We start from the raw sequence: 17,725 nt of genomic DNA on the forward strand, positions 1-17,725 counted from the left end.
CCTAGTTATATTTCCTTAATTGACTTAAGGACTTCTTGTGTGAAAACGGTACTTTTTCGTTTTTGTCTGGATAGCCAACAGCTATGCACATGATAACCCTCTCATCTTCATCTAAGGCAAGGGCTTTGCTCATTTTCTTTTCTCGCTCCGGAACATCAGGCCAATTAATCGCACAACTGCTTAATCCTAGAGTTTCCAAAGCAAATAAAAAAGACATACTTGCTAAGGATGCATCAATATAAATTACATGCCTATCACGTTCATCAAAATAGGCACGTAATTGGCCAATTACAGCTATAAATACAGGGAAGTTGTGATTGAACCCTGCGGTACCACCTGGAATTTTTGACACTTCTTGTACCAAAGATGGGTCATCAAAAATATGAAATCTGAAAGGTTGGCGGTTGCAAGCACTCGGTGATTGAGAGGAAACTAGTATTGCTTGATCTATAAGGTCGCGAGGGACAGCTTTATCTTCGAACCACCTAACGGAGCGTCTTCTAAGGCTAAGGTTTTCAAATTGCTCGAAACTCGGGATATTGTTTGAAAAATTCCTAACATAGGGGATTTTGTCTGTAATCTTAAGATTTCTAAGTTTAACGGTATCGTCAAACAAACTTTTTGCTTTATCAATCACAGGATCGCTCTGAACAGCTAAAAAGTAGGTTGTTAAAACATCGCAAAACCAGTTAAGTTCATCAACCTCTGTTTCAGGGTTTTCGGTAACAACTTTGTGTAAGAATTCTACCGTTTCAGTTATATAGTCCTTTGCGAAGATTGGCCTACGAGGTTTCATAATTAAGCCCTTCTCAAGTCGGTGAACATTTCGACGAAGAAGGGTTAGGCCTGCTTTTCCATGTTTTATATCACTGGCATAACGCTTTTTTCCGTGCAAAACAGATAAATGTTCTCTATCAAATGCGCGAGAAAATAAAAAATAATAGGTAGAAGAAAGAAACATGCTGTTACTACATTGAAAAGCAATGCCTTCTTTTAATTCTCCTAATTTAGCGAGTATTGATTGTATAAACGTAACTATAGGACGCGGCAGTATTTTCTTGATCAACTTTAAACTCATTACAGTCCTACTTTTTGTTATTTATCAGGCTTAAACAATGCTTTGGAAACATAAATGGGGCGCATGTCATAATAACCGCTATTTTAACTGTTTTTTTAGTGAAAAAGAACGAAAACCAACTAGCAAAAGCGAGTGATAGAATGGTCGCCCAGGCAGCACCAAGGGCGCCATACTCAGGTATCAGGAGTAGATTTAGAATAATATTAACGATTGCGCCAGTTCCTTGAGTCACTAATGAAAAGTACAAAAGATCTTCAATGATTAACCACTTACTTAGTAATGCTCTCATATAAACAAATACCCCGCCCCAAACATGCACTGCTAGAATTGAGGCAGAGGCATTATATTCTGTTCCGTACAATATCTTTATGAGGTAAGTAGCGATTAATGTAACGACAATCGCAACTGCTATACCTAACCAACACAAACCGCCAAGAAATATAGCTAAAGTGTTGTTGTATGCTGGAGCGCTCAACTGTTTACGCTCAATTAGGTAAGGAAAAAATGCAGTTACAATTGCAACAGGGAGGAAGTAAGACATCTCTGAAAAGCGAACTGCAACAGAGTATATGCCGACCTCAGATTTTGATGCAATTGTGCCTAACATTACCTGGTCGATTTTCATGTAAAGCGCTGCTGCGATGCCAGAAAAAATCAACCACCAACATTTTTTAACGAGTTGTTTGCCATAGGAGTAGGAAGGTTGCCATTGAAAATGACATTGGTAAACCTTCGCCAAAAAATAATATAGAAGATAGCCGGTCATTAACTCACAAGCTTGCACCAATAACAGTAAGCTTAATGATTCAAATTTAATGACTACAAATACTTTTAAAATACTGAAAAGTAATAAGGTTAATACTCTTACAATTGCTACTGGTCGATTATTTTTCTTAGATTCAAACCAAAAATTAAAGATATCGAAAGCGGAGAATGTGTGAGAAAAAAGCAATAAAAAGAATAGAAGAAGATGACGTTCATCTATCCAATCAAATAATACCGCTGAGATTGCGCCAATTATAAACGTAAATAGAGATGCCAATATACGTATAGTCAGAGCAGTTGATAGTATTTCACTGGTTTTCTCAGTAAGGCTGACAAGCTCTTTTGTTAAAACGGAGTTTAAACCAAATTGCATTAACGGAAGGAAAATATAAACGGCTGAAATTAAAAAACTAAATACACCAAAGTATTCAGGCCCTAGGTATCTAGCCAGAAAAATACTAGTAATTAATCCAATGGGTAAACTAATCAGCTTTTCAATAATGAGCCAATTAGCATTGTAAAAATAAGTTTTGAGCTTCATGTTGGATTGTAGGCTAAATATTTCAAATTAAGATGTTCTCTCTAGTCTTTGTTGCAAACGTTTTACTAAATAGTGCCAGTCAAACTTTTTACTATTTTGTTTCATTAATGCAGGCGGTTTATTTAATAGCTGCTCTAGGTCACTGGCAAAAATACTCATATCAAAGGAAGATTCATAACCCGATGATATCTTTCGAACAGTTTTATTCATTGGGGTATAGATATAGTTTGCTTCACAACCTTCGTACTCCATTAGCTTGCTTGGAAAACAAAACTTAGTAAACTCATCATGCCGATTTGGAATTAGCATTATATCTGCAGAATTGATAAGCAAAGGAATTTGCTTCATCTCCATTTTCCCTAGAAATAATACGTTGCTTTTATTGATGAACTCTGGGGCAGTTGAATTGCTTGCTACTACAAATATGCAATTTTTAAATTTAGGAGATTCGAATAAATATTCAAGGTTACAGTTCACTCTTTGGTCGAGTGACCCGGCAAATCCTATGACTTGGACTCCTGCTGGTATTTCCAGCTGTTCTCTTGCAACGTTTTTATCCATTTTTGTGAAAATATCGGGGTCATAGCCATTGATATTCACAAGCCTTCTTGTCGTTTTATTTTTATCTAATTTCGCCAATTCAGCGGTAACGTATATGCAAAGTAATGCCGACTTCCTAATATACTTATCAAGTAACGTTATTGGAAAAAGTATTTTGGGGTAATAAGTAGAGTAATTGTCTAATACTTCATAAATGATTTTTTTCTTGAATATATTTATAAATATCATAGAGATAAAAGCAACTATTGGACCATTAGTAAACCAATAAACATCTGGTTTGTCGGTGGCTAAAAATGTTCTTAATAGATTTCGGCTTTTCAACCATTTAGAAGGGTGGGCACTTAACACGCATAATTTTTTATGTTCGGAAATATAGCACTTAGTATTTTTATAATTAATTAATACTAATTTAACCTCTACACCATATTCAGCGAATGCTTCTTGTAATTTGTAACTACGGTATTGGGTATTCTGAGAAATATCCATATTAGATGAAAAACAGTTTCCAATTAAAAGTATGCGCTTATATTTATTAGCCATTAACTAAACTGCCTCAAATTGGATTCGTACATATTTTTACCATAGGTGGTAACGTAGTTAACGGTTCCATGCGCCTGAAATACTTTTTAGTCATCTACTTTGCCAATATTAATTGAGCTGATAAATTTACGTGCTACATGCTCTACGAGGTAGTTTTCAACTGCGAATTTTCGGGCATTTTGAATAATGTCAGGAACGTTGTCTTGATGAAATAAAACGTTTTCGATTGTTTTCGATAAATCTTCCGCATTGTTGGGTTCACACAGCCAACCCGTTTTACCCGGTTGAACCGCATCTGGGATACCGCCACTTCTGGTGCCAATAACCGCACATTCCGCTAGCATTGCCTCTACAAACGTGAGACCTTGAGCCTCAATCCAGCCAGTAGAACTTTGTTTGGATGGGCCGACAAAAACATCCGAGGATTTGAAATAAGTATATATTTGATTGCTATCAACCCATCCTTCAAACTGAACATGTTCAGTTAAATGATGTTGCTTAACCAAATCTATGAATTTTTGTTTATCGTGCCCTTCACCTGCTATAACAAGGCGAACATCTAGCCCTTTATCAATTAGCCTTTTGATCGCTAAAATGGCATCCCCAACACCTTTTTCTTCACTTAATCTGCCGACGAACAAGACTAATTTTTGTGTTGTAGACTGACATAATTTAGCGCGTAATGATTTGACATCTTCACTATTGATGTGAGGTAAAGGTAAAATTCCAGTAGGCAATCGAAATAATTTATCATCGACTTTGGGGGCTAAATCTAGCACTTTTTGTTCAGTAACGCTGCTATTTACACTAACGCGGTGGGCTTGTTTAATAGCGAACGTTTTGACCTTTTTCATTATGCCACTATTTAACGCAAATACGTCTCCTCCGTGCACAGTAGCCACATGTTTGGTGCGGGTAACTATAGACACAATTGAACACAAAAAACTTTGCGGAACCAACCAGTGAGAATTAATAACATTTGGCCGCCATATCAAGGTTTGCACTAAAATACTCAACCACTCAAAAATAAGTAAAAAGGGAAGCTTATATTTGTTTGAGGTGTTTTTTTCTAAATTGCCTAAAGCACCACCTTGGTAGCAGACGGTTTGAGCGGATTGAGGGAGCAAGTATTGAAATCGTCTAATTTCCACATCGTCCATGGTTTCTTTTTTTAACGCACCTTCGTAGTGTGGCGCAATCACTCTTACTTGATGACCTAGTTCGACCAATTGTTTTGCAAAGTTATGCACGAAAGGTGTTGTGCTATCCCCTTTCCATCTGGGGTAGTTAGAGCTAACGACTAATATTTTCACTTTTTATCTTTCGTTTGATCTTTAATTTCAAGCTCAAGCCGTCTAACTTTTTCTAAAGTTTGCTCTACCAATTGTCGGTTGAAGTTGATTAGGTCAGCTAACAAAGCAATTAAAAAGGTTATAAAACCTAAGATTGTAAGAGCTCCGCCAAGTATTAATGATTGAATGTGACCACTACCGTCACCTGTAAAATAGAAGAAAAGAAACCTAATTATCGGAATTATACCCAGAACGGACAATGTCACCGCTATTATAAAAAACACTTTAAGGGGTTGGTACATGGTGTACATGCGCACAATGGTAGTTAGCTGTCGCTCAATAAATTTGGGGATACTGGTAAATAGCCTAGATTCCCGTGTTTTTTCATTTGTCTCGACAGGCACTGATGTTACAGCCATGTGTTTCTTGCCGGCTTGAATTAAAGCTTCAATGGTATAACTGAATGGCGACACAATGTTTAACTGCAGGGCCGCTTCTCTGCTGTATGCCCGGAAACCACTCACTGCGTCGGGTACGTCAACGCCTGACAGTTGACGGACCACGAAGCTACCGAGTCGTTGTAAAAATTTCTTAAGTCCAGAAAAATGATCTATTTGCCCTGTGCGTCGATCTCCAACCACTACATCTGCTTTGCGATCAAGTATAGGTTGAATGAGTTTAGGAATGTCCCAACCCGCGTATTGGTTATCACCGTCAGTATTGACAATAATATCTGCCCCTCGTTTTAAGCATTCATCAATGCCTTTACGAAAAGTGCGAGCCAAACCTCTGTTATTTTTGTTTATGACAATATGATCGACACCGAGCTCTTTAGCCACTTCGATAGTACGGTCTTTTGAACCATCGTCAATTATCATAATTTCTACCTGATCAATTCCTTCAATTGTTTTAGGAATATCATTAAATGTTGCAGGTAAAGTGTGCTCTTCGTTGTAGCAGGGAATTTGTACTATTAGTTTCAAAGTTTATTCCTAATACTAATTATTGTTACCGTCGGCAGTGCAACTGGACTCGTACATTAATCTATTCGTTTTAGTAAAGTGTCACGAAAAGGTTTATTCTGAGTATAGTGCTTATAAAAAAGCCCTAAAGCTGAGAGTTTAAGTCTTTTAAGCATAGATTGTAAGTTGCCAATATAAGCTTGGCGATTGTCGTAGAGCATTTCTTTTACTTTTTTTCGGTTTGCTTCTGTCATGGTGATATTATGCAGTAAAAAGTACCTATAATTAATTTCATCAAACAGTCTTTTACACATATGTTTACTACCCCATTTAGCCCCAGAAAATAAATTAATTCCTTCGCCATATCTAACCGTGATGGAGTTTGTAAAGGTGATTTTTTGGGCGTACTTTAGAATAGATAACCACATCAAGTAATCTTCACCAGCAAATTTGAAATTTTCATCAAAACGTAATTGAGGAGTTTTGGTAAACCGATAAAACACTGTTGATGTGCCGATTATATTGGCAGTGGTCGTTTGTAACACCATGTCGCCAACGTACTCATGAATTTTTTCATCTGCAATTATAGGGTGCTTAGAAGGATCAATATAGCCAGCTCGTTCGAAGGCTCCAATTGTCACCCCCATATGTGTGAAATTGGAAAAGTGGAAATCGCTCCCCAAATCTAAGCCCTTAAGGGAAAGCTCTACATGTTCAGGTTGCCAAAAATCATCGGGGTCTAGAAAAGCGACATACTCTGTCTCATCAGTGACTGCCTCTAGTCCCACATTTCTTGCGCGAGATACCCCCGAATTATTCTGTTTAATTAGGGTAATTTTTCGATAAAATTCCGAATCTGAATTAAAAGCATCGATTTCCGGTTTTGCTGGGGTAGGAGATCCATCATCAATAACAATAATATTTGCTATACGTGATAGGGCTGTTTGTGCCTGGATCCCTTTCAAAGCATTGGTTAGCAGACCACTTGTTCTTTGATAAAACGGAATAATTACCGATACTGAGTTATTCATAATCAATTAGTTACTTTTTTACTTTTTTTATGAGATTTATGGCAGTTTTCACCAATTTATTTGGAAAATAGGTGACATGTTCTATTTCTCTTAAGGTTGAATCAAGTCGCTTATGCCACTCCATTGCTTTTCCGTAAAACTCTATATTATTAATTCCTTCGAGTTCCCGGTGATTAGAATAATATTTAATCATTTCAATTTTAAGCATTAATGCTGGAGATTGTTTATTAAATTGTTCGTTATAGGTGGTTTTTAAGATAATTAAGCAATCATCTTGCTGTATGCATAAATCCACAGCGACAATTTCATCATTAATTAGATAGTACCAACAGCAGGCTTTATTTTGTTCAGCCATGCTACTGAGGGCTTGCTGATAGAATTTTCCTTGTGTGTTGTCTGGGGAGATAGCGGTACCTTCTTCACCTTTCCAACCACGACTTTCTAATTCACCGTATTTAATAATAGCTTGCTTCACTTCAGCTGGCTTGGTTACCTTCTGCCAAGATAATTTATCATCCCCTCGTGCAGCTCGATTAATTACTTTGTTGTAATTTTGCCGCATATTTTTGCCAAGTGATTGAAAGTACGTGTCAAAGTCTTCAGGTATAGGGCGATTACCGGAAGTAATATACGGCATAATTTCAAAATCACTTGCTGGGGTAAAGTGACTATATTTTGAATCCATTTGTAGCATATCTAGCATTGCAACTGTACCGGGTAGGGCATTACAAAGTGATTTCATCACACTGCTACTTATTTGCGACTCGTGGTGTAAAAATAGTCCTAGCGGGCATTGTGAGGGCATGGCTGTCGCCCAACGTCCTTTGCCTAAGGGTTTAAAGAATCCTGCGTATTGCAATTCATCGTCTTTATAAGCAACAACTAGTTTTTCATCTCCGTCAAAAAAGTGTGCAATAAGCCCGTTTACAAAGTCAGGTTCGAAAAACGCTAGATTCATGGTTTTATTATTTAGTTCTGCCCATGCTTTTTGATGGGTAGAAAATTCAGAACAACTTAAAACTGACCAATTCATTAAACTATCCTAAGGGCGTAATTGATTAAAAGTGTCGACAATAAAAGTAAGCTGACGGGTAGACAGCTGCTGATGACAAGGTATCTGTATAAGTCTAGAGCGATAATCTTGACTTACACTGCAATCACTCACTGCAACTTCTTCCCATCTTAGAATTTGAATCCCTTTTTTTCGTAAATCAAAAAAGAACTTTTCGTCTTCTAATAAAAATGGAATAACATAGGGAATATCTTCAGTTTCTAATTGTTTAAAAAGTGCATTCCCTACATCTGGGTTGTTAATGTTTTTGACTATGAACTCGAAGTTCTCACGTCTTTTATTGCGTATGTATTTTAAATTGCTGTGACAAAATATCATTTTAGTATGACGGTAACTTGCAGACACCAAATCTATTGGTTGAAAATACCGTAAGTGCATATCTTCTTCTGTCGGATCAGTGTGTTGCTGAGTAGGTTCAATTTCAGTCTTTTTAAATAACGCTTTTATTTTCCCAACCATTTGTGGAATGCCAACGATAAATGCACAGGCTTTAGCTTCTTCACTCCAGCCAACATGCGTTAATTCGGCTTGATACTTACTTTTCAAATACAGCGCACCACCGTCAATGGTAGGAAGAATCTTGTTGATACTACATATACTTGCATCAACATCTGGGATCTGTTTACCTGAATCAGCAAAATGATCAACGAAGCGAAACATCGAGTGAGCACAATCTTCAATAATGTTAACTGGTTGGGCATGCAAAAATTGAATAACGTCATTATTATTTTGACCAAATCCAAAATACCTAACCACCACGCAATGGGTCACATCACCGGAAGAAATGGCATCTTCTAAAACACTGATGTCCACCGATAAATCCGAACGAACAGGGTAGAATCGAATTTCGTAGTCTAACCATATGAAAGGTTCCACTAGAGCTGGGCAATGATAAGCGGGAATTAAGATAACATTCTTACAATTGTCCTTCCTTAAGGCCGTTCCGGCAATACCTATTGCACCGCGGCCATTGCGCGTAAAGGTGGTTTCCCTCACATCCCCTTTAGTGTGTTGGGCTAAATCTAAATCCCTTAATCTAAATTTAGGTGTGGCTGTGACGCTGGGAGCCGGAAATTGACTTGCATCGGCAAGGGGTTTTAAAAATTTTACTGCCATGTGATTCCGCTAAACTATGCCTGATATCGCTTTTCTTCATGAAAAACAGAGAATTCCTAAGCTTATGCTAAGGTATGTTTAGCAAAATTGCTATATTGATGATTCAGTTAACCGAAATGTCATCATAAAGTCCTATTTTTGTATATGTGCTTGGACAATTATTTGACGTTTTTTAATCATCTAGGTGCCTTTTTATTTGGAGTAAGATATTATTATCTTTGATAAAAAACATGTACCTATAGGAAGCAAATGTGATTAAAGGTTATTTCCTACCTTGTGCCAAAGGTAACTTGTTTGTTAGTCAATACGGACAAACAAATTCGCAAAAAACAATTTTATTGCTTCCGTCTATTTTCGAAGAGCTAAATCTAAGTAGGGCAATACTTACCAAACAAGCGTTATTTTTAGCTAAACAGGGGTATTGTGTTTATGCCCTCGATTATCTTGGAACTGGTGACAGTGAACAAGACATCGAACAAGTCAATGTTGCTATCTGGCGAGATAATATTGTTACCACTGTTAAGTGGTTACAATCTAAAGATATTCAAAGTATTACCCTTTGGGGGGTGCGCTTTGGTGGGTTGATGGCGTTGACAACATTACAAAGCATCGAATCAGTATTACCCGTAGAGCAGATTCTGTTGTGGAAACCTGTCATGAAAGGTAAGCAATTCATGACTCAGTTTTTGCGTTTAAAGCAGGCTAATTCGATGATGCAGGGAGAGCAAAAAGTAAATTGGCGTGAACGAATCCTATCCGGTACTAATGTTGAGGTAGCTGGTTACGAAATTACCGCCGACTTACTTTCGTCTATCGATAGCCTCGAAGTCTCTAAAGCATTAGCCCTAACTTGTCCATTAACCTGGTTCGAATTGGCCTCGGCTTCCATTCCCCCAGCGGTATCAATACAGACTAAAGAGTGGGATCAACAGCTCCTTAAAACGGCATGTTTTGAAGGTTCTGCTTTTTGGCAGATTCCAGAAATATTTGAACAAAGTCAATTGCATTTGCCTACTTTGAACGCGTTGCAGGGAGAAGCATGATGTCCTCAAAAATCACCGAGTCTGCAGTGGTAATTAACAGCAGTGGCGCTCAGCTCATGGGGATCTTACATCGTCCCTCTCCAGCCGTTAAAACCGCAGTGCTTATCGTCGTCGGTGGACCACAGTATCGTGTTGGTAGCCATCGGCAATTTGTGCAGCTCTCCCGTTCCCTCGCTAAGGCAAATATTGCTTCATTGCGGTTTGATTACACAGGTATGGGCGATAGCGAAGGCGACAAAAAATCCTTTGAAAATATTAGCGATGATATTAAGGCTGCTTGTGATCTACTTTGCGAGGAGTTAGGTATAGATTCTGTTGTCATATGGGGGCTTTGCGATGCGGCATCGGCGGCAATGATTTACGCCCCGCAAGATAACCGAGTGAAAGGATTATTTTTGCTAAACCCATGGTTGAGAAGTGATGCAGCTATGGGCAAAACCATGTTGAAATACTATTATGTACAGCGCTTACTTTCAAAAGAGTTTTGGTCAAAACTCATCCGTGGAAAGGTGAATGTGGCCGGGAGTATAGGTGATGCAAAAGGCTTTGTTAGCGACAGTGTTTCTAGTCAAGACAATCAACAGCAAAGCTATCAAGCTCAAATGCAACAAGGTTTGCAAGCATTCTCTGGTAAGGTCTGTTTAGTCTTAAGTGGGGTAGATTTAACAGCGAAAGAGTTTGAACAGCAAACCCTAAATAATAAAGCGTGGAAAAAATTGAAAAGCAGTGATAGCACTGTTCACCGAATTTCTAAAGCGGATCATACTTTTTCAAGCAAAGAATTTAAACAAGAAGTCGAAAATTACACCATTGAATTTATTAAACACAACGAATTTTCTGGCGTTAATTAAAAGGGCGTGTTTAACATTGTTAAGTTGCAGGTGTAAGCTCACTATCTGCTAAAAAGCCTTTTAGATTTAAACATTTTATAGGATTGAATGTGTCAAACACTAGTCGTCAATACTTTATCTTAAGCGTACTTGTTCAGCTTATTTTAGTTGCTTTAACGGTGTCGCTTAGTTTCAGCTTTACCAAACACTTTGAAATAATACCAGATAGCATTTTACATCTGCCTGATGTTTACGTGAGTCACGCAGACATGCTGCAAATAGTCAAAATCTTTGTGATCACCTATGGAATTCAGATAGGTCTTGCGTATTGGCGAAATGGTAGTAGTGCATTTTCTAGCCCTAAACGATTTGCTAATGAGTATATTTGGTTTCTGTATGCTTACACAACGGCATCCTTATATTTGTTTCTGGCTACCACCATCAATTACGATCCGCAATTAATAGCCGCTATTGGTTTGTTTGCAACTGTATTTTACTTTGTTGCATTCATACTGATCCATAGCTTGCTATTCAATGGGGCTTTTTTAAGTAGTTTGGGAAATGGGGTTGCCGCTACGTTTAAACGTGTGTTCAGTGTGACCGGCATTTTAGCGTTAATATACTTTTTGGTTCCACTAGCGATGGGAAAAGCGTTTACTTCCGATCGTGACATTGCCAATGCTATTACCCAGGTCCGTATTTGGTTCAATCCTGTTGAAACATCTGATTGGGGGTTCAAAAACTACTTACCCAAGCTTAAATTTGCACAGCCTGTTTTAGTCCGCGAAGGACCAGAAAATGACGGTACGGTTTACGTATTAGAAAGAGGCGGTAAAATTAAAAGAGTTTCTCCTCAAACATCTGATAATGCTGAAATTGTGGTGGATGTTTCGGCGCTGATGGGGGAAGTGGAAATGGAAAATGGTGCTATAGGTTTCGATTTTCATCCAGACTTTGCCAATGTTAACGAACCTAAGCCTTATTTGTATCTTTATTACACCGATACACGTAAAGAAAAGATCCAACATAATCGAATTTCTCGATTTGCAATAACGTCACAAGATACCCTCGTTAATACTGCCTCAGAAACAGTATTATTTGATCTAATTCGCAATGATTCAGGCTTCCACAATGGTGGCGCATTGGAGTTTGGAGCTGATGGTTTTCTTTATATTGGTTTAGGTGAAGGTGTTCATCCACCCGAGGCAAAAACGTCTTCAGAAGTGTTACGGTCTGGAATTTTACGTATTGATGTGGATATGGATCCGCAAAAAAGCGTGCCAATCAGCAAGCCAATGGAATACGGCGTAGTTCAAAATTATTTCATCCCTAAAGACAATCCGTTTCTGGATAATGAGAACATACGTAATGAGTATTATGCCTTGGGGTTACGCAATCCATTTCGATTTAAATTCGACTCTTTAACTAACGATTTGTGGTTAGGTGATGTGGGTTCGACTATTTGGGAAGAAGTAAATAAAATTGAAGCCGGAAAACACTATCAATTCCCAGTCATAGAAGGGCGCAGTGAAAGTGGAGTAGATGCTTGGGAAACGCTGGATATTCCCCAGCAAGGCCCTGTTTATACATATGAACACAATGCCTACGACAGAGCAGTGATAGGCGGAATAGTAAATCGCTCTGATATGTATCCGGAATTAAAAGATAAATATGTGTTTGCGGATAATTATTCGGCGAAAGTATTTGTAATGGACTCTGATAAAGCCCAGGTTGAAAGCGTCGAATTGATAGCCAGAGCCAATCAATATGCGCAGCGAGGGATCAGTTCTGTGGTGCAATTAAGCGGTGGCGAAATTCTGATCACAACCTTAGGTGCAGCATCTGAACCTAGTGGAGAGGTATTGCAATTGGTCCATGCTGATCAAGCTAACGTTTTCAGAGAAGAGGTAGACAATACACCTGAAGATTATGACCAAGATGCCACCGCAGGTCTTTTTGCGGTTAACTGTGCTCGTTGTCACGGTGTTAATGGGGACGGGAAAGGGCCTGATGCAGCGCTGCTAGGTGTTCCAATGCCAGATTTTACATCACCTTTGTATCATCATAATACTGATACTTCAGCGATTAAATCTATCATAGTGGAAGGGGGAGCTGCGGTGGGTAAAAGTCCGCTGATGCCACCTTGGGGGGGATTCTTAAAACCAAAAGAAATTGATCATCTGGTAACGTATTTAGAATCCTTGCCAGATCAGCACCACCACCATTAAAAATAGACGAACTTGATACAAACAAAAATCCCCTGTTTTGCAGGGGATTTTTATTGATAACAGACGCAATAACAAATTGAGTGTAATGGTGCTTTTTTGACTAGTCTGTCGCGGTCAAAAATTTATGGTGGAAACGTAAATGCTCTTCAATAAAGCTGGCGATAAAAAAGTAGCTATGATCATAACCAGGATGATAATTAACGATAGCTGGGTAATTTAATGTTTGTGCTAACTCATCAAATGGCTTAGTTAATTTTTGACTTTGATAAAAATCATCATCTAAACCTTGATCGATGAGTATGGGAACTTGCAAAAATTGTCCTTGTTGCTGGAGTAATTTGCACGCGTCATATTGCTCCCATTCAGTGACGTCATCTCCTAAATAAGCCTGAAATGCTTTTTTGCCCCATGGACAATCCAACGGGTTTACAATGGGGGCAAATGCAGAAATAGAGGTGTATTTCTGTATATTCGACAAGCCTAGAGTAAGTGCGCCGTGGCCACCCATCGAGTGACCCGCAAGGGCCACTTTGGGTATGCAATTAAAGGTTTGATTTATGCAGTCAGGTAACTCATCAACAATGTAATCGTACATATGGTAATGGGTGTTCCATGGTGGCTGAGTCGCATTTACATAAAATCCCGCGCCCTGTCCTAAATCATAAGCTTGGTCATCAGCAACCTTTTCACCCCGAGGGCTGGTATCTGGGCACACTACAATTAAGCCAAGCTCTGCTGCAACTCTTGCCGCGCCTGCTTTAGTGACGAAGTTTTCATCTGTGCAAGTAAGCCCACTTAACCAATATAAAACCGGTAGGGGTTTGTTCTGTTCAACTTGTGGCGGTACAAATACACTCAAGTTCATTTCGCAATTAAGCACTTTTGACTGGTGCTTAAAGCGCTGCTGATGACCGCCAAAACTCTTTACTGATGAGACCAGTTCTAAGGCAGACATTAGTAATGCACTACCGAACGAATAGACTTACCTTCATGCATCAAATCAAAGGCTTTATTGATGTCTTCCAATCCCATTGTATGGGTGATGAATGTATCGAGTTCAAACTCTCCGTCCATATACCTTTGTACATAATCAGGTAATTGGCTACGACCTTTGACTCCCCCAAACGCAGTCCCTCGCCAAACCCTGCCAGTCACAAGCTGGAAGGGGCGGGTTGAAATTTCTTGGCCTGCACCCGCGACACCGATTATCACTGATTCTCCCCAACCTTTGTGGCAACATTCAAGAGCTGAGCGCATAACATTGACGTTGCCAATGCACTCGAATGAGTAGTCCACACCACCTTCGGTCATATCTACAATGACTTCTTGAATTGGCTTATCATAATCTTTGGGATTGATAACATCTGTTGCTCCCAGTTGTTTGGCGATTTCAAATTTATCTTCATTGATATCAATGGCAATAATGCGACCGGCCTTGGCCATTCTAGCACCAATAAGTACAGACAAACCGATTCCGCCTAGACCAAATACGGCAACTGTGTCACCTTCTTGGACTTTGGCAGCATTGGTTACCGCGCCCATGCCTGTAGTCACACCACAACCTAACAAACATACTTTTTCAAGGGGGGCTTCTTTGGGGATTTTTGCTAGTGCAATTTCCGGTACAACGGTATGTTCGGCAAAAGTGGAGGTGCCCATATAATGATAAATTGGTTTGCCATCTTTAGAAAAACGAGTAGTACCATCTGGCATTAAACCTTGGCCTTGGGTGGCACGAATAGCCTGACATAAATTAGTTTTACCCGATAGACAATATTTGCATTTTCCGCACTCAGCCGTATACAAAGGAATCACGTGATCGCCAACTTCTACCAAAGTCACTCCTTCGCCAACAGCTTCTACAATTCCCGCACCTTCATGGCCTAGAATCGCTGGGAAAAGTCCCTCAGGATCATCACCCGACAGTGTATATGCATCGGTATGACAAACACCCGTTGCCACTATCTTTACTAATACTTCGCCTTTTTGTGGTGGCATTAGATCAACTTCTTCGATGCTGAGTGGTTTTCCAGCTTCCCAAGCGACTGCAGCGCGCGTCTTAATGGTTTCCATATTTCATTCCTATGTTACGACTATCTGATTTATCTAGACTTATTGGCATTTTCCAATAAAGCCGATAGAACGTTCAAGCCATTTAATTTGATCAATTTTATATCCATGTGGGCACATTCGATTAGATTCAAGTTCGTTTTCTAATCGCTGAATTGCAATATCTTCTAATCTTAGTCGTGTTTCATTATCGAGGGAGAAACGTGAGGCTTCTGCACTCGTAGATCTCAACCTAGTATTCATATACAAATTGTTTTGTTTACCGCGCACCAGCTCTGCCGGCGGTAAATACCAAACTAGTACAAATTCGAAGCCAGACTGTGATGATGTAATTTGCTTGTCAAACACATGTCGAATTTGTAGCTGTGTATCTTTATTTGAAACGCAGCCTGATAAGCAAACGAAAACGATAATCGCTATGGTTAAAAATGGTGATATAGGTATTTTCAAAAGTATGAACCAGTCAATTAACAATCGTACTTCACTATTTTAGTGGTCTATATGCTTGAACACCGCTAATAGGCATAGCACTCGCAAAATATAGCTTAAACAATAGGGTGAAATCAAAATGGCGTGTGGCTCTATTATACAAGTCATAACAAGATAATCGCTATCCACTCATTACGGACGCTATCTTAAGCTTAAATTTTAGGTTGTTTATATGCTTTATTAAAAGTCGTTTGAATTTAATTTTACTAGAAAAAATAAGCACATCCTGGATAAATTGGGTTAATATAAAATGCCTAATAGGCTTAGTTTTTTTCTTACTAAGGCTATTTAAACTTATACAGTATCACTGTGTTTTTAGCTCATTTTGAAGGATTATGTGTGAAACTCTCTCGTTGTCTATTTATTGCCACTTCATTCATTCTAAGCGGTCATGCTGTTGCTACAGACAATATGTATGGTGTAACGACCCTTGGATATGCCAAAACTAGTCTAGAATCCACTAGTGCCAGTAAAACAAGTTACAAATTGGCGGTAGGCTACCAATTCGCTGAAAAATGGTATGCAGAATTTGGTTATCATCAACTTGCCAATCAATCACTGGTTGAGCAGCTTCCCACTACAATTGAAGGCTTAAGCGCAACCGATTTCGGACTTAAAGCTGATGCATTGGGGATTTCGGTGTTAGGTAAGGCCACTAGCAATTACGGTGAACTATATTATCGACTGGGAATATTAAACGTAGATGTTGAAGGGCAAAATCTATCTTCAGGGGAGGGTTGTGAATTTGGCACCCCAGCCCCATTTAATTTAGATAGTGGCGAAAGTTTAACTTTGTGCGAGTTTGATGAAGGTGTCGCTGCAGGACAAATTGGTATTGGCTTTGATTTTTATCTTGGGGTTAACTTGTTACTCCGCACAGAAGTTGAACATATACGCGGCGAACAGGGATTTGAACACAATGGGGCTTATATCGGCTTACGATATAATTTTAATTAATTTTAAATTTACTCATTATAATCCAGCAGGTGCAAAGTTGTGCTGATGCAATTTCGATTATTTTTAAGCATATTCGCCGTGAATGGAGGTTTATATGAAAAATGAATTAGACAGTCGTTTTATTTTAAATGTCTTCGAAAAAATCCGCGAAAAAGGGGAGGCTGTTGAAGGTGGGCATCTATTTCAGGGGGTCAAAGCTTATACTGATCTTGATGGCTATACCGTTTTTTTAGAAGATGCATTGGTTAGTTTACGATTTGGTTTTCATAACCAATATCATTTTGACTATGAAAAAGCTGAACACTTAGAACAGTTTGAAAAAAAACTAAAAGCCATCAGCCAAATTGAATAAGGAAAAATGGATTAGGGCCTCAGGAGAGTTGTGTTTAACTGCAACTTAGTGCTCCACCAGAGATGTTTTCATGGACCCCGTTTTTATCTGTATCTTGACTCATTTTGACCCTTCCTTGAGGCGTAACCGTAAGTTGCCGAGCGTAGGTGGCCTCCTTATTTTTATGACAAATAAGTAGAGTAGACTGAGTATTTGCCGAGCCGTTGGGGTTAAATTGAATGGCTTGCGCAGGACCTGTCACATAATTGTTATCAGAAAGTAATGCTGTAGCCGCCAAAATATCTTCATCATCTCCTCTTGAGCCATTACCATCTTCATCACCAAACACCATTTTAACCTGATTCCAATTGGTCGAACAGGTTGAAAAGTCAGCGGTGGGGCAGACAATTGTGGTCAGTTGCTCATCCACCGCGTTAGCCCGAGCAAATTGAATGACACCGCTGATTTCATTTACTTCTGATACAATACGGTTTTTAATGATGATCCCTTGGGCGGCGGGAACGGATATGGTTAAAACTATGGCAACTATTGCCAGACCTATCATTAATTCGACAAGTGTGACGCCTTTTTGTAAAGTATTGGACATCAAAGAGATGTTTACGCTTTTCAAAGATACTCCAAAGGTTATTAGCTTACTGACAGAACTAAAAATTACGTGATTGGACAATACAATAACGTATTTAAATGACTTTTAGGTATACAATTACACATCAAAGTATCTGAGAATATTTTAATTTTGAAAGGCAGTATGTTTATTTCGAAACCTATTGCCTAACTAAGTTTAGTCGTTCATCAACT

General features: G+C 38.9%; 17 protein-coding genes. 5 read left to right on the forward strand and 12 right to left on the reverse strand.

The window, feature by feature from the left end:
• Window position 1: 1 nt before the first annotated feature.
• The 8 genes from ACYVIL_RS10605 to ACYVIL_RS10640 all read right to left on the reverse strand — a co-directional run bounded on the left by ACYVIL_RS10605 (window position 2) and on the right by ACYVIL_RS10640 (window position 8,958).
• Window positions 2–1,078, reverse strand: a complete 1,077-nt coding sequence (locus tag ACYVIL_RS10605) for a nitroreductase family protein (protein WP_303470520.1) — start codon at window positions 1,076–1,078, stop codon at window positions 2–4.
• A gap of 7 nt (window positions 1,079–1,085) precedes the next feature.
• Window positions 1,086–2,384 (reverse strand): flippase, encoded by a 1,299-nt coding sequence (locus ACYVIL_RS10610; RefSeq protein ID WP_303470517.1) that lies wholly within the window; start codon window positions 2,382–2,384, stop codon window positions 1,086–1,088.
• 27 nt (window positions 2,385–2,411) lie between these two features.
• Window positions 2,412–3,485: a glycosyltransferase family protein gene (locus ACYVIL_RS10615; RefSeq protein WP_460312440.1), complete on the reverse strand. Its 1,074-nt coding sequence runs from the start codon at window positions 3,483–3,485 to the stop codon at window positions 2,412–2,414.
• 86 nt (window positions 3,486–3,571) lie between these two features.
• Window positions 3,572–4,798, reverse strand: a complete 1,227-nt coding sequence (locus ACYVIL_RS10620) for a glycosyltransferase family 4 protein (RefSeq protein ID WP_460312441.1) — start codon at window positions 4,796–4,798, stop codon at window positions 3,572–3,574.
• A complete protein-coding gene (locus ACYVIL_RS10625) occupies window positions 4,795–5,760 on the reverse strand; it encodes a glycosyltransferase family 2 protein (RefSeq protein ID WP_303470509.1) in 966 nt (321 codons plus the stop codon). The genes ACYVIL_RS10620 and ACYVIL_RS10625 overlap by 4 nt, the downstream gene beginning before the upstream one ends.
• A gap of 56 nt (window positions 5,761–5,816) precedes the next feature.
• Complete coding sequence (locus tag ACYVIL_RS10630; RefSeq protein ID WP_460312442.1) at window positions 5,817–6,770, reverse strand: glycosyltransferase family 2 protein; 954 nt, start codon at window positions 6,768–6,770, stop codon at window positions 5,817–5,819.
• Window positions 6,771–6,780: 10 nt separating this feature from the next.
• Window positions 6,781–7,803 (reverse strand): GNAT family N-acetyltransferase, encoded by a 1,023-nt coding sequence (locus tag ACYVIL_RS10635; protein ID WP_460312443.1) that lies wholly within the window; start codon window positions 7,801–7,803, stop codon window positions 6,781–6,783.
• 9 nt (window positions 7,804–7,812) lie between these two features.
• Window positions 7,813–8,958, reverse strand: coding sequence for a DegT/DnrJ/EryC1/StrS family aminotransferase (locus ACYVIL_RS10640; RefSeq protein ID WP_460312444.1), 1,146 nt, complete (start codon window positions 8,956–8,958; stop codon window positions 7,813–7,815).
• Between the two features lie 251 nt (window positions 8,959–9,209).
• Between ACYVIL_RS10640 and ACYVIL_RS10645 the strand changes: the two genes are divergently transcribed.
• The 3 genes from ACYVIL_RS10645 (at window position 9,210) to ACYVIL_RS10655 (ending at window position 13,059) form a co-directional block, all read left to right on the forward strand.
• Window positions 9,210–10,001 carry an alpha/beta fold hydrolase gene (locus ACYVIL_RS10645; RefSeq protein ID WP_460312445.1) on the forward strand — a complete coding sequence of 264 codons (792 nt, stop codon included), beginning with the start codon at window positions 9,210–9,212 and terminating at the stop codon, window positions 9,999–10,001.
• The gene (locus ACYVIL_RS10650) at window positions 9,998–10,852 is read left to right on the forward strand and encodes a hydrolase 1, exosortase A system-associated (protein ID WP_460312446.1); all 855 of its coding nucleotides are present in this window, start codon (window positions 9,998–10,000) and stop codon (window positions 10,850–10,852) included. Before ACYVIL_RS10645 ends, ACYVIL_RS10650 begins: the two co-directional genes overlap by 4 nt.
• An 89-nt stretch (window positions 10,853–10,941) precedes the next feature.
• Entirely contained in the window at window positions 10,942–13,059 is a 2,118-nt protein-coding gene (locus ACYVIL_RS10655) for a PQQ-dependent sugar dehydrogenase (RefSeq protein WP_303470495.1), read from the forward strand.
• A 100-nt stretch (window positions 13,060–13,159) separates the two neighbouring features.
• On the opposite strand, the gene fghA is transcribed toward ACYVIL_RS10655, so the two are convergent.
• From fghA to ACYVIL_RS10670, 3 genes are read right to left on the reverse strand one after another with little or no spacing between them, the layout of a single operon-like run.
• Window positions 13,160–14,014 (reverse strand): S-formylglutathione hydrolase, encoded by an 855-nt coding sequence (fghA, locus tag ACYVIL_RS10660; RefSeq protein WP_303470493.1) that lies wholly within the window; start codon window positions 14,012–14,014, stop codon window positions 13,160–13,162.
• A complete protein-coding gene (locus ACYVIL_RS10665) occupies window positions 14,014–15,132 on the reverse strand; it encodes an S-(hydroxymethyl)glutathione dehydrogenase/class III alcohol dehydrogenase (RefSeq protein ID WP_303498941.1) in 1,119 nt (372 codons plus the stop codon). Before ACYVIL_RS10665 ends, fghA begins: the two co-directional genes overlap by 1 nt.
• Before the next feature lie 39 nt (window positions 15,133–15,171).
• The gene (locus tag ACYVIL_RS10670; protein ID WP_303470488.1) at window positions 15,172–15,579 is read right to left on the reverse strand and encodes a hypothetical protein; all 408 of its coding nucleotides are present in this window, start codon (window positions 15,577–15,579) and stop codon (window positions 15,172–15,174) included.
• Window positions 15,580–15,957: 378 nt separating this feature from the next.
• On the opposite strand from ACYVIL_RS10670, the gene ACYVIL_RS10675 reads away from it, so the two are divergent.
• Window positions 15,958–16,575, forward strand: coding sequence for a hypothetical protein (locus ACYVIL_RS10675; RefSeq protein ID WP_303470485.1), 618 nt, complete (start codon window positions 15,958–15,960; stop codon window positions 16,573–16,575).
• 94 nt (window positions 16,576–16,669) lie between these two features.
• A complete protein-coding gene (locus ACYVIL_RS10680) occupies window positions 16,670–16,927 on the forward strand; it encodes a DUF3081 domain-containing protein (protein ID WP_303470483.1) in 258 nt (85 codons plus the stop codon).
• Between the two features lie 34 nt (window positions 16,928–16,961).
• On the opposite strand, the gene ACYVIL_RS10685 is transcribed toward ACYVIL_RS10680, so the two are convergent.
• A complete protein-coding gene (locus tag ACYVIL_RS10685; protein WP_303470482.1) occupies window positions 16,962–17,537 on the reverse strand; it encodes a GspH/FimT family pseudopilin in 576 nt (191 codons plus the stop codon).
• Between the last annotated feature and the right edge of the window lie 188 nt (window positions 17,538–17,725).

It is taken from the genome of Aliiglaciecola aliphaticivorans (genome assembly GCF_054782055.1).

Bases quoted from the DNA above. Each gene is read 5' to 3' on its own strand.
- ACYVIL_RS10680 (WP_303470483.1), top strand. From the start codon at position 16,670: ATGAAAAATGAATTAGACAGTCGTTTTATTTTAAATGTCTTCGAAAAA.
- ACYVIL_RS10640 (WP_460312444.1), bottom strand. From the start codon at position 8,958: ATGGCAGTAAAATTTTTAAAACCCCTTGCCGATGCAAGTCAATTTCCG.
- fghA (WP_303470493.1), bottom strand. From the start codon at position 14,014: ATGTCTGCCTTAGAACTGGTCTCATCAGTAAAGAGTTTTGGCGGTCAT.
- ACYVIL_RS10605 (WP_303470520.1), bottom strand. From the start codon at position 1,078: ATGAGTTTAAAGTTGATCAAGAAAATACTGCCGCGTCCTATAGTTACG.
- ACYVIL_RS10630 (WP_460312442.1), bottom strand. From the start codon at position 6,770: ATGAATAACTCAGTATCGGTAATTATTCCGTTTTATCAAAGAACAAGT.
- ACYVIL_RS10635 (WP_460312443.1), bottom strand. From the start codon at position 7,803: ATGAATTGGTCAGTTTTAAGTTGTTCTGAATTTTCTACCCATCAAAAA.
- ACYVIL_RS10615 (WP_460312440.1), bottom strand. From the start codon at position 3,485: ATGGCTAATAAATATAAGCGCATACTTTTAATTGGAAACTGTTTTTCA.
- ACYVIL_RS10610 (WP_303470517.1), bottom strand. From the start codon at position 2,384: ATGAAGCTCAAAACTTATTTTTACAATGCTAATTGGCTCATTATTGAA.
- ACYVIL_RS10665 (WP_303498941.1), bottom strand. From the start codon at position 15,132: ATGGAAACCATTAAGACGCGCGCTGCAGTCGCTTGGGAAGCTGGAAAA.
- ACYVIL_RS10650 (WP_460312446.1), top strand. From the start codon at position 9,998: ATGATGTCCTCAAAAATCACCGAGTCTGCAGTGGTAATTAACAGCAGT.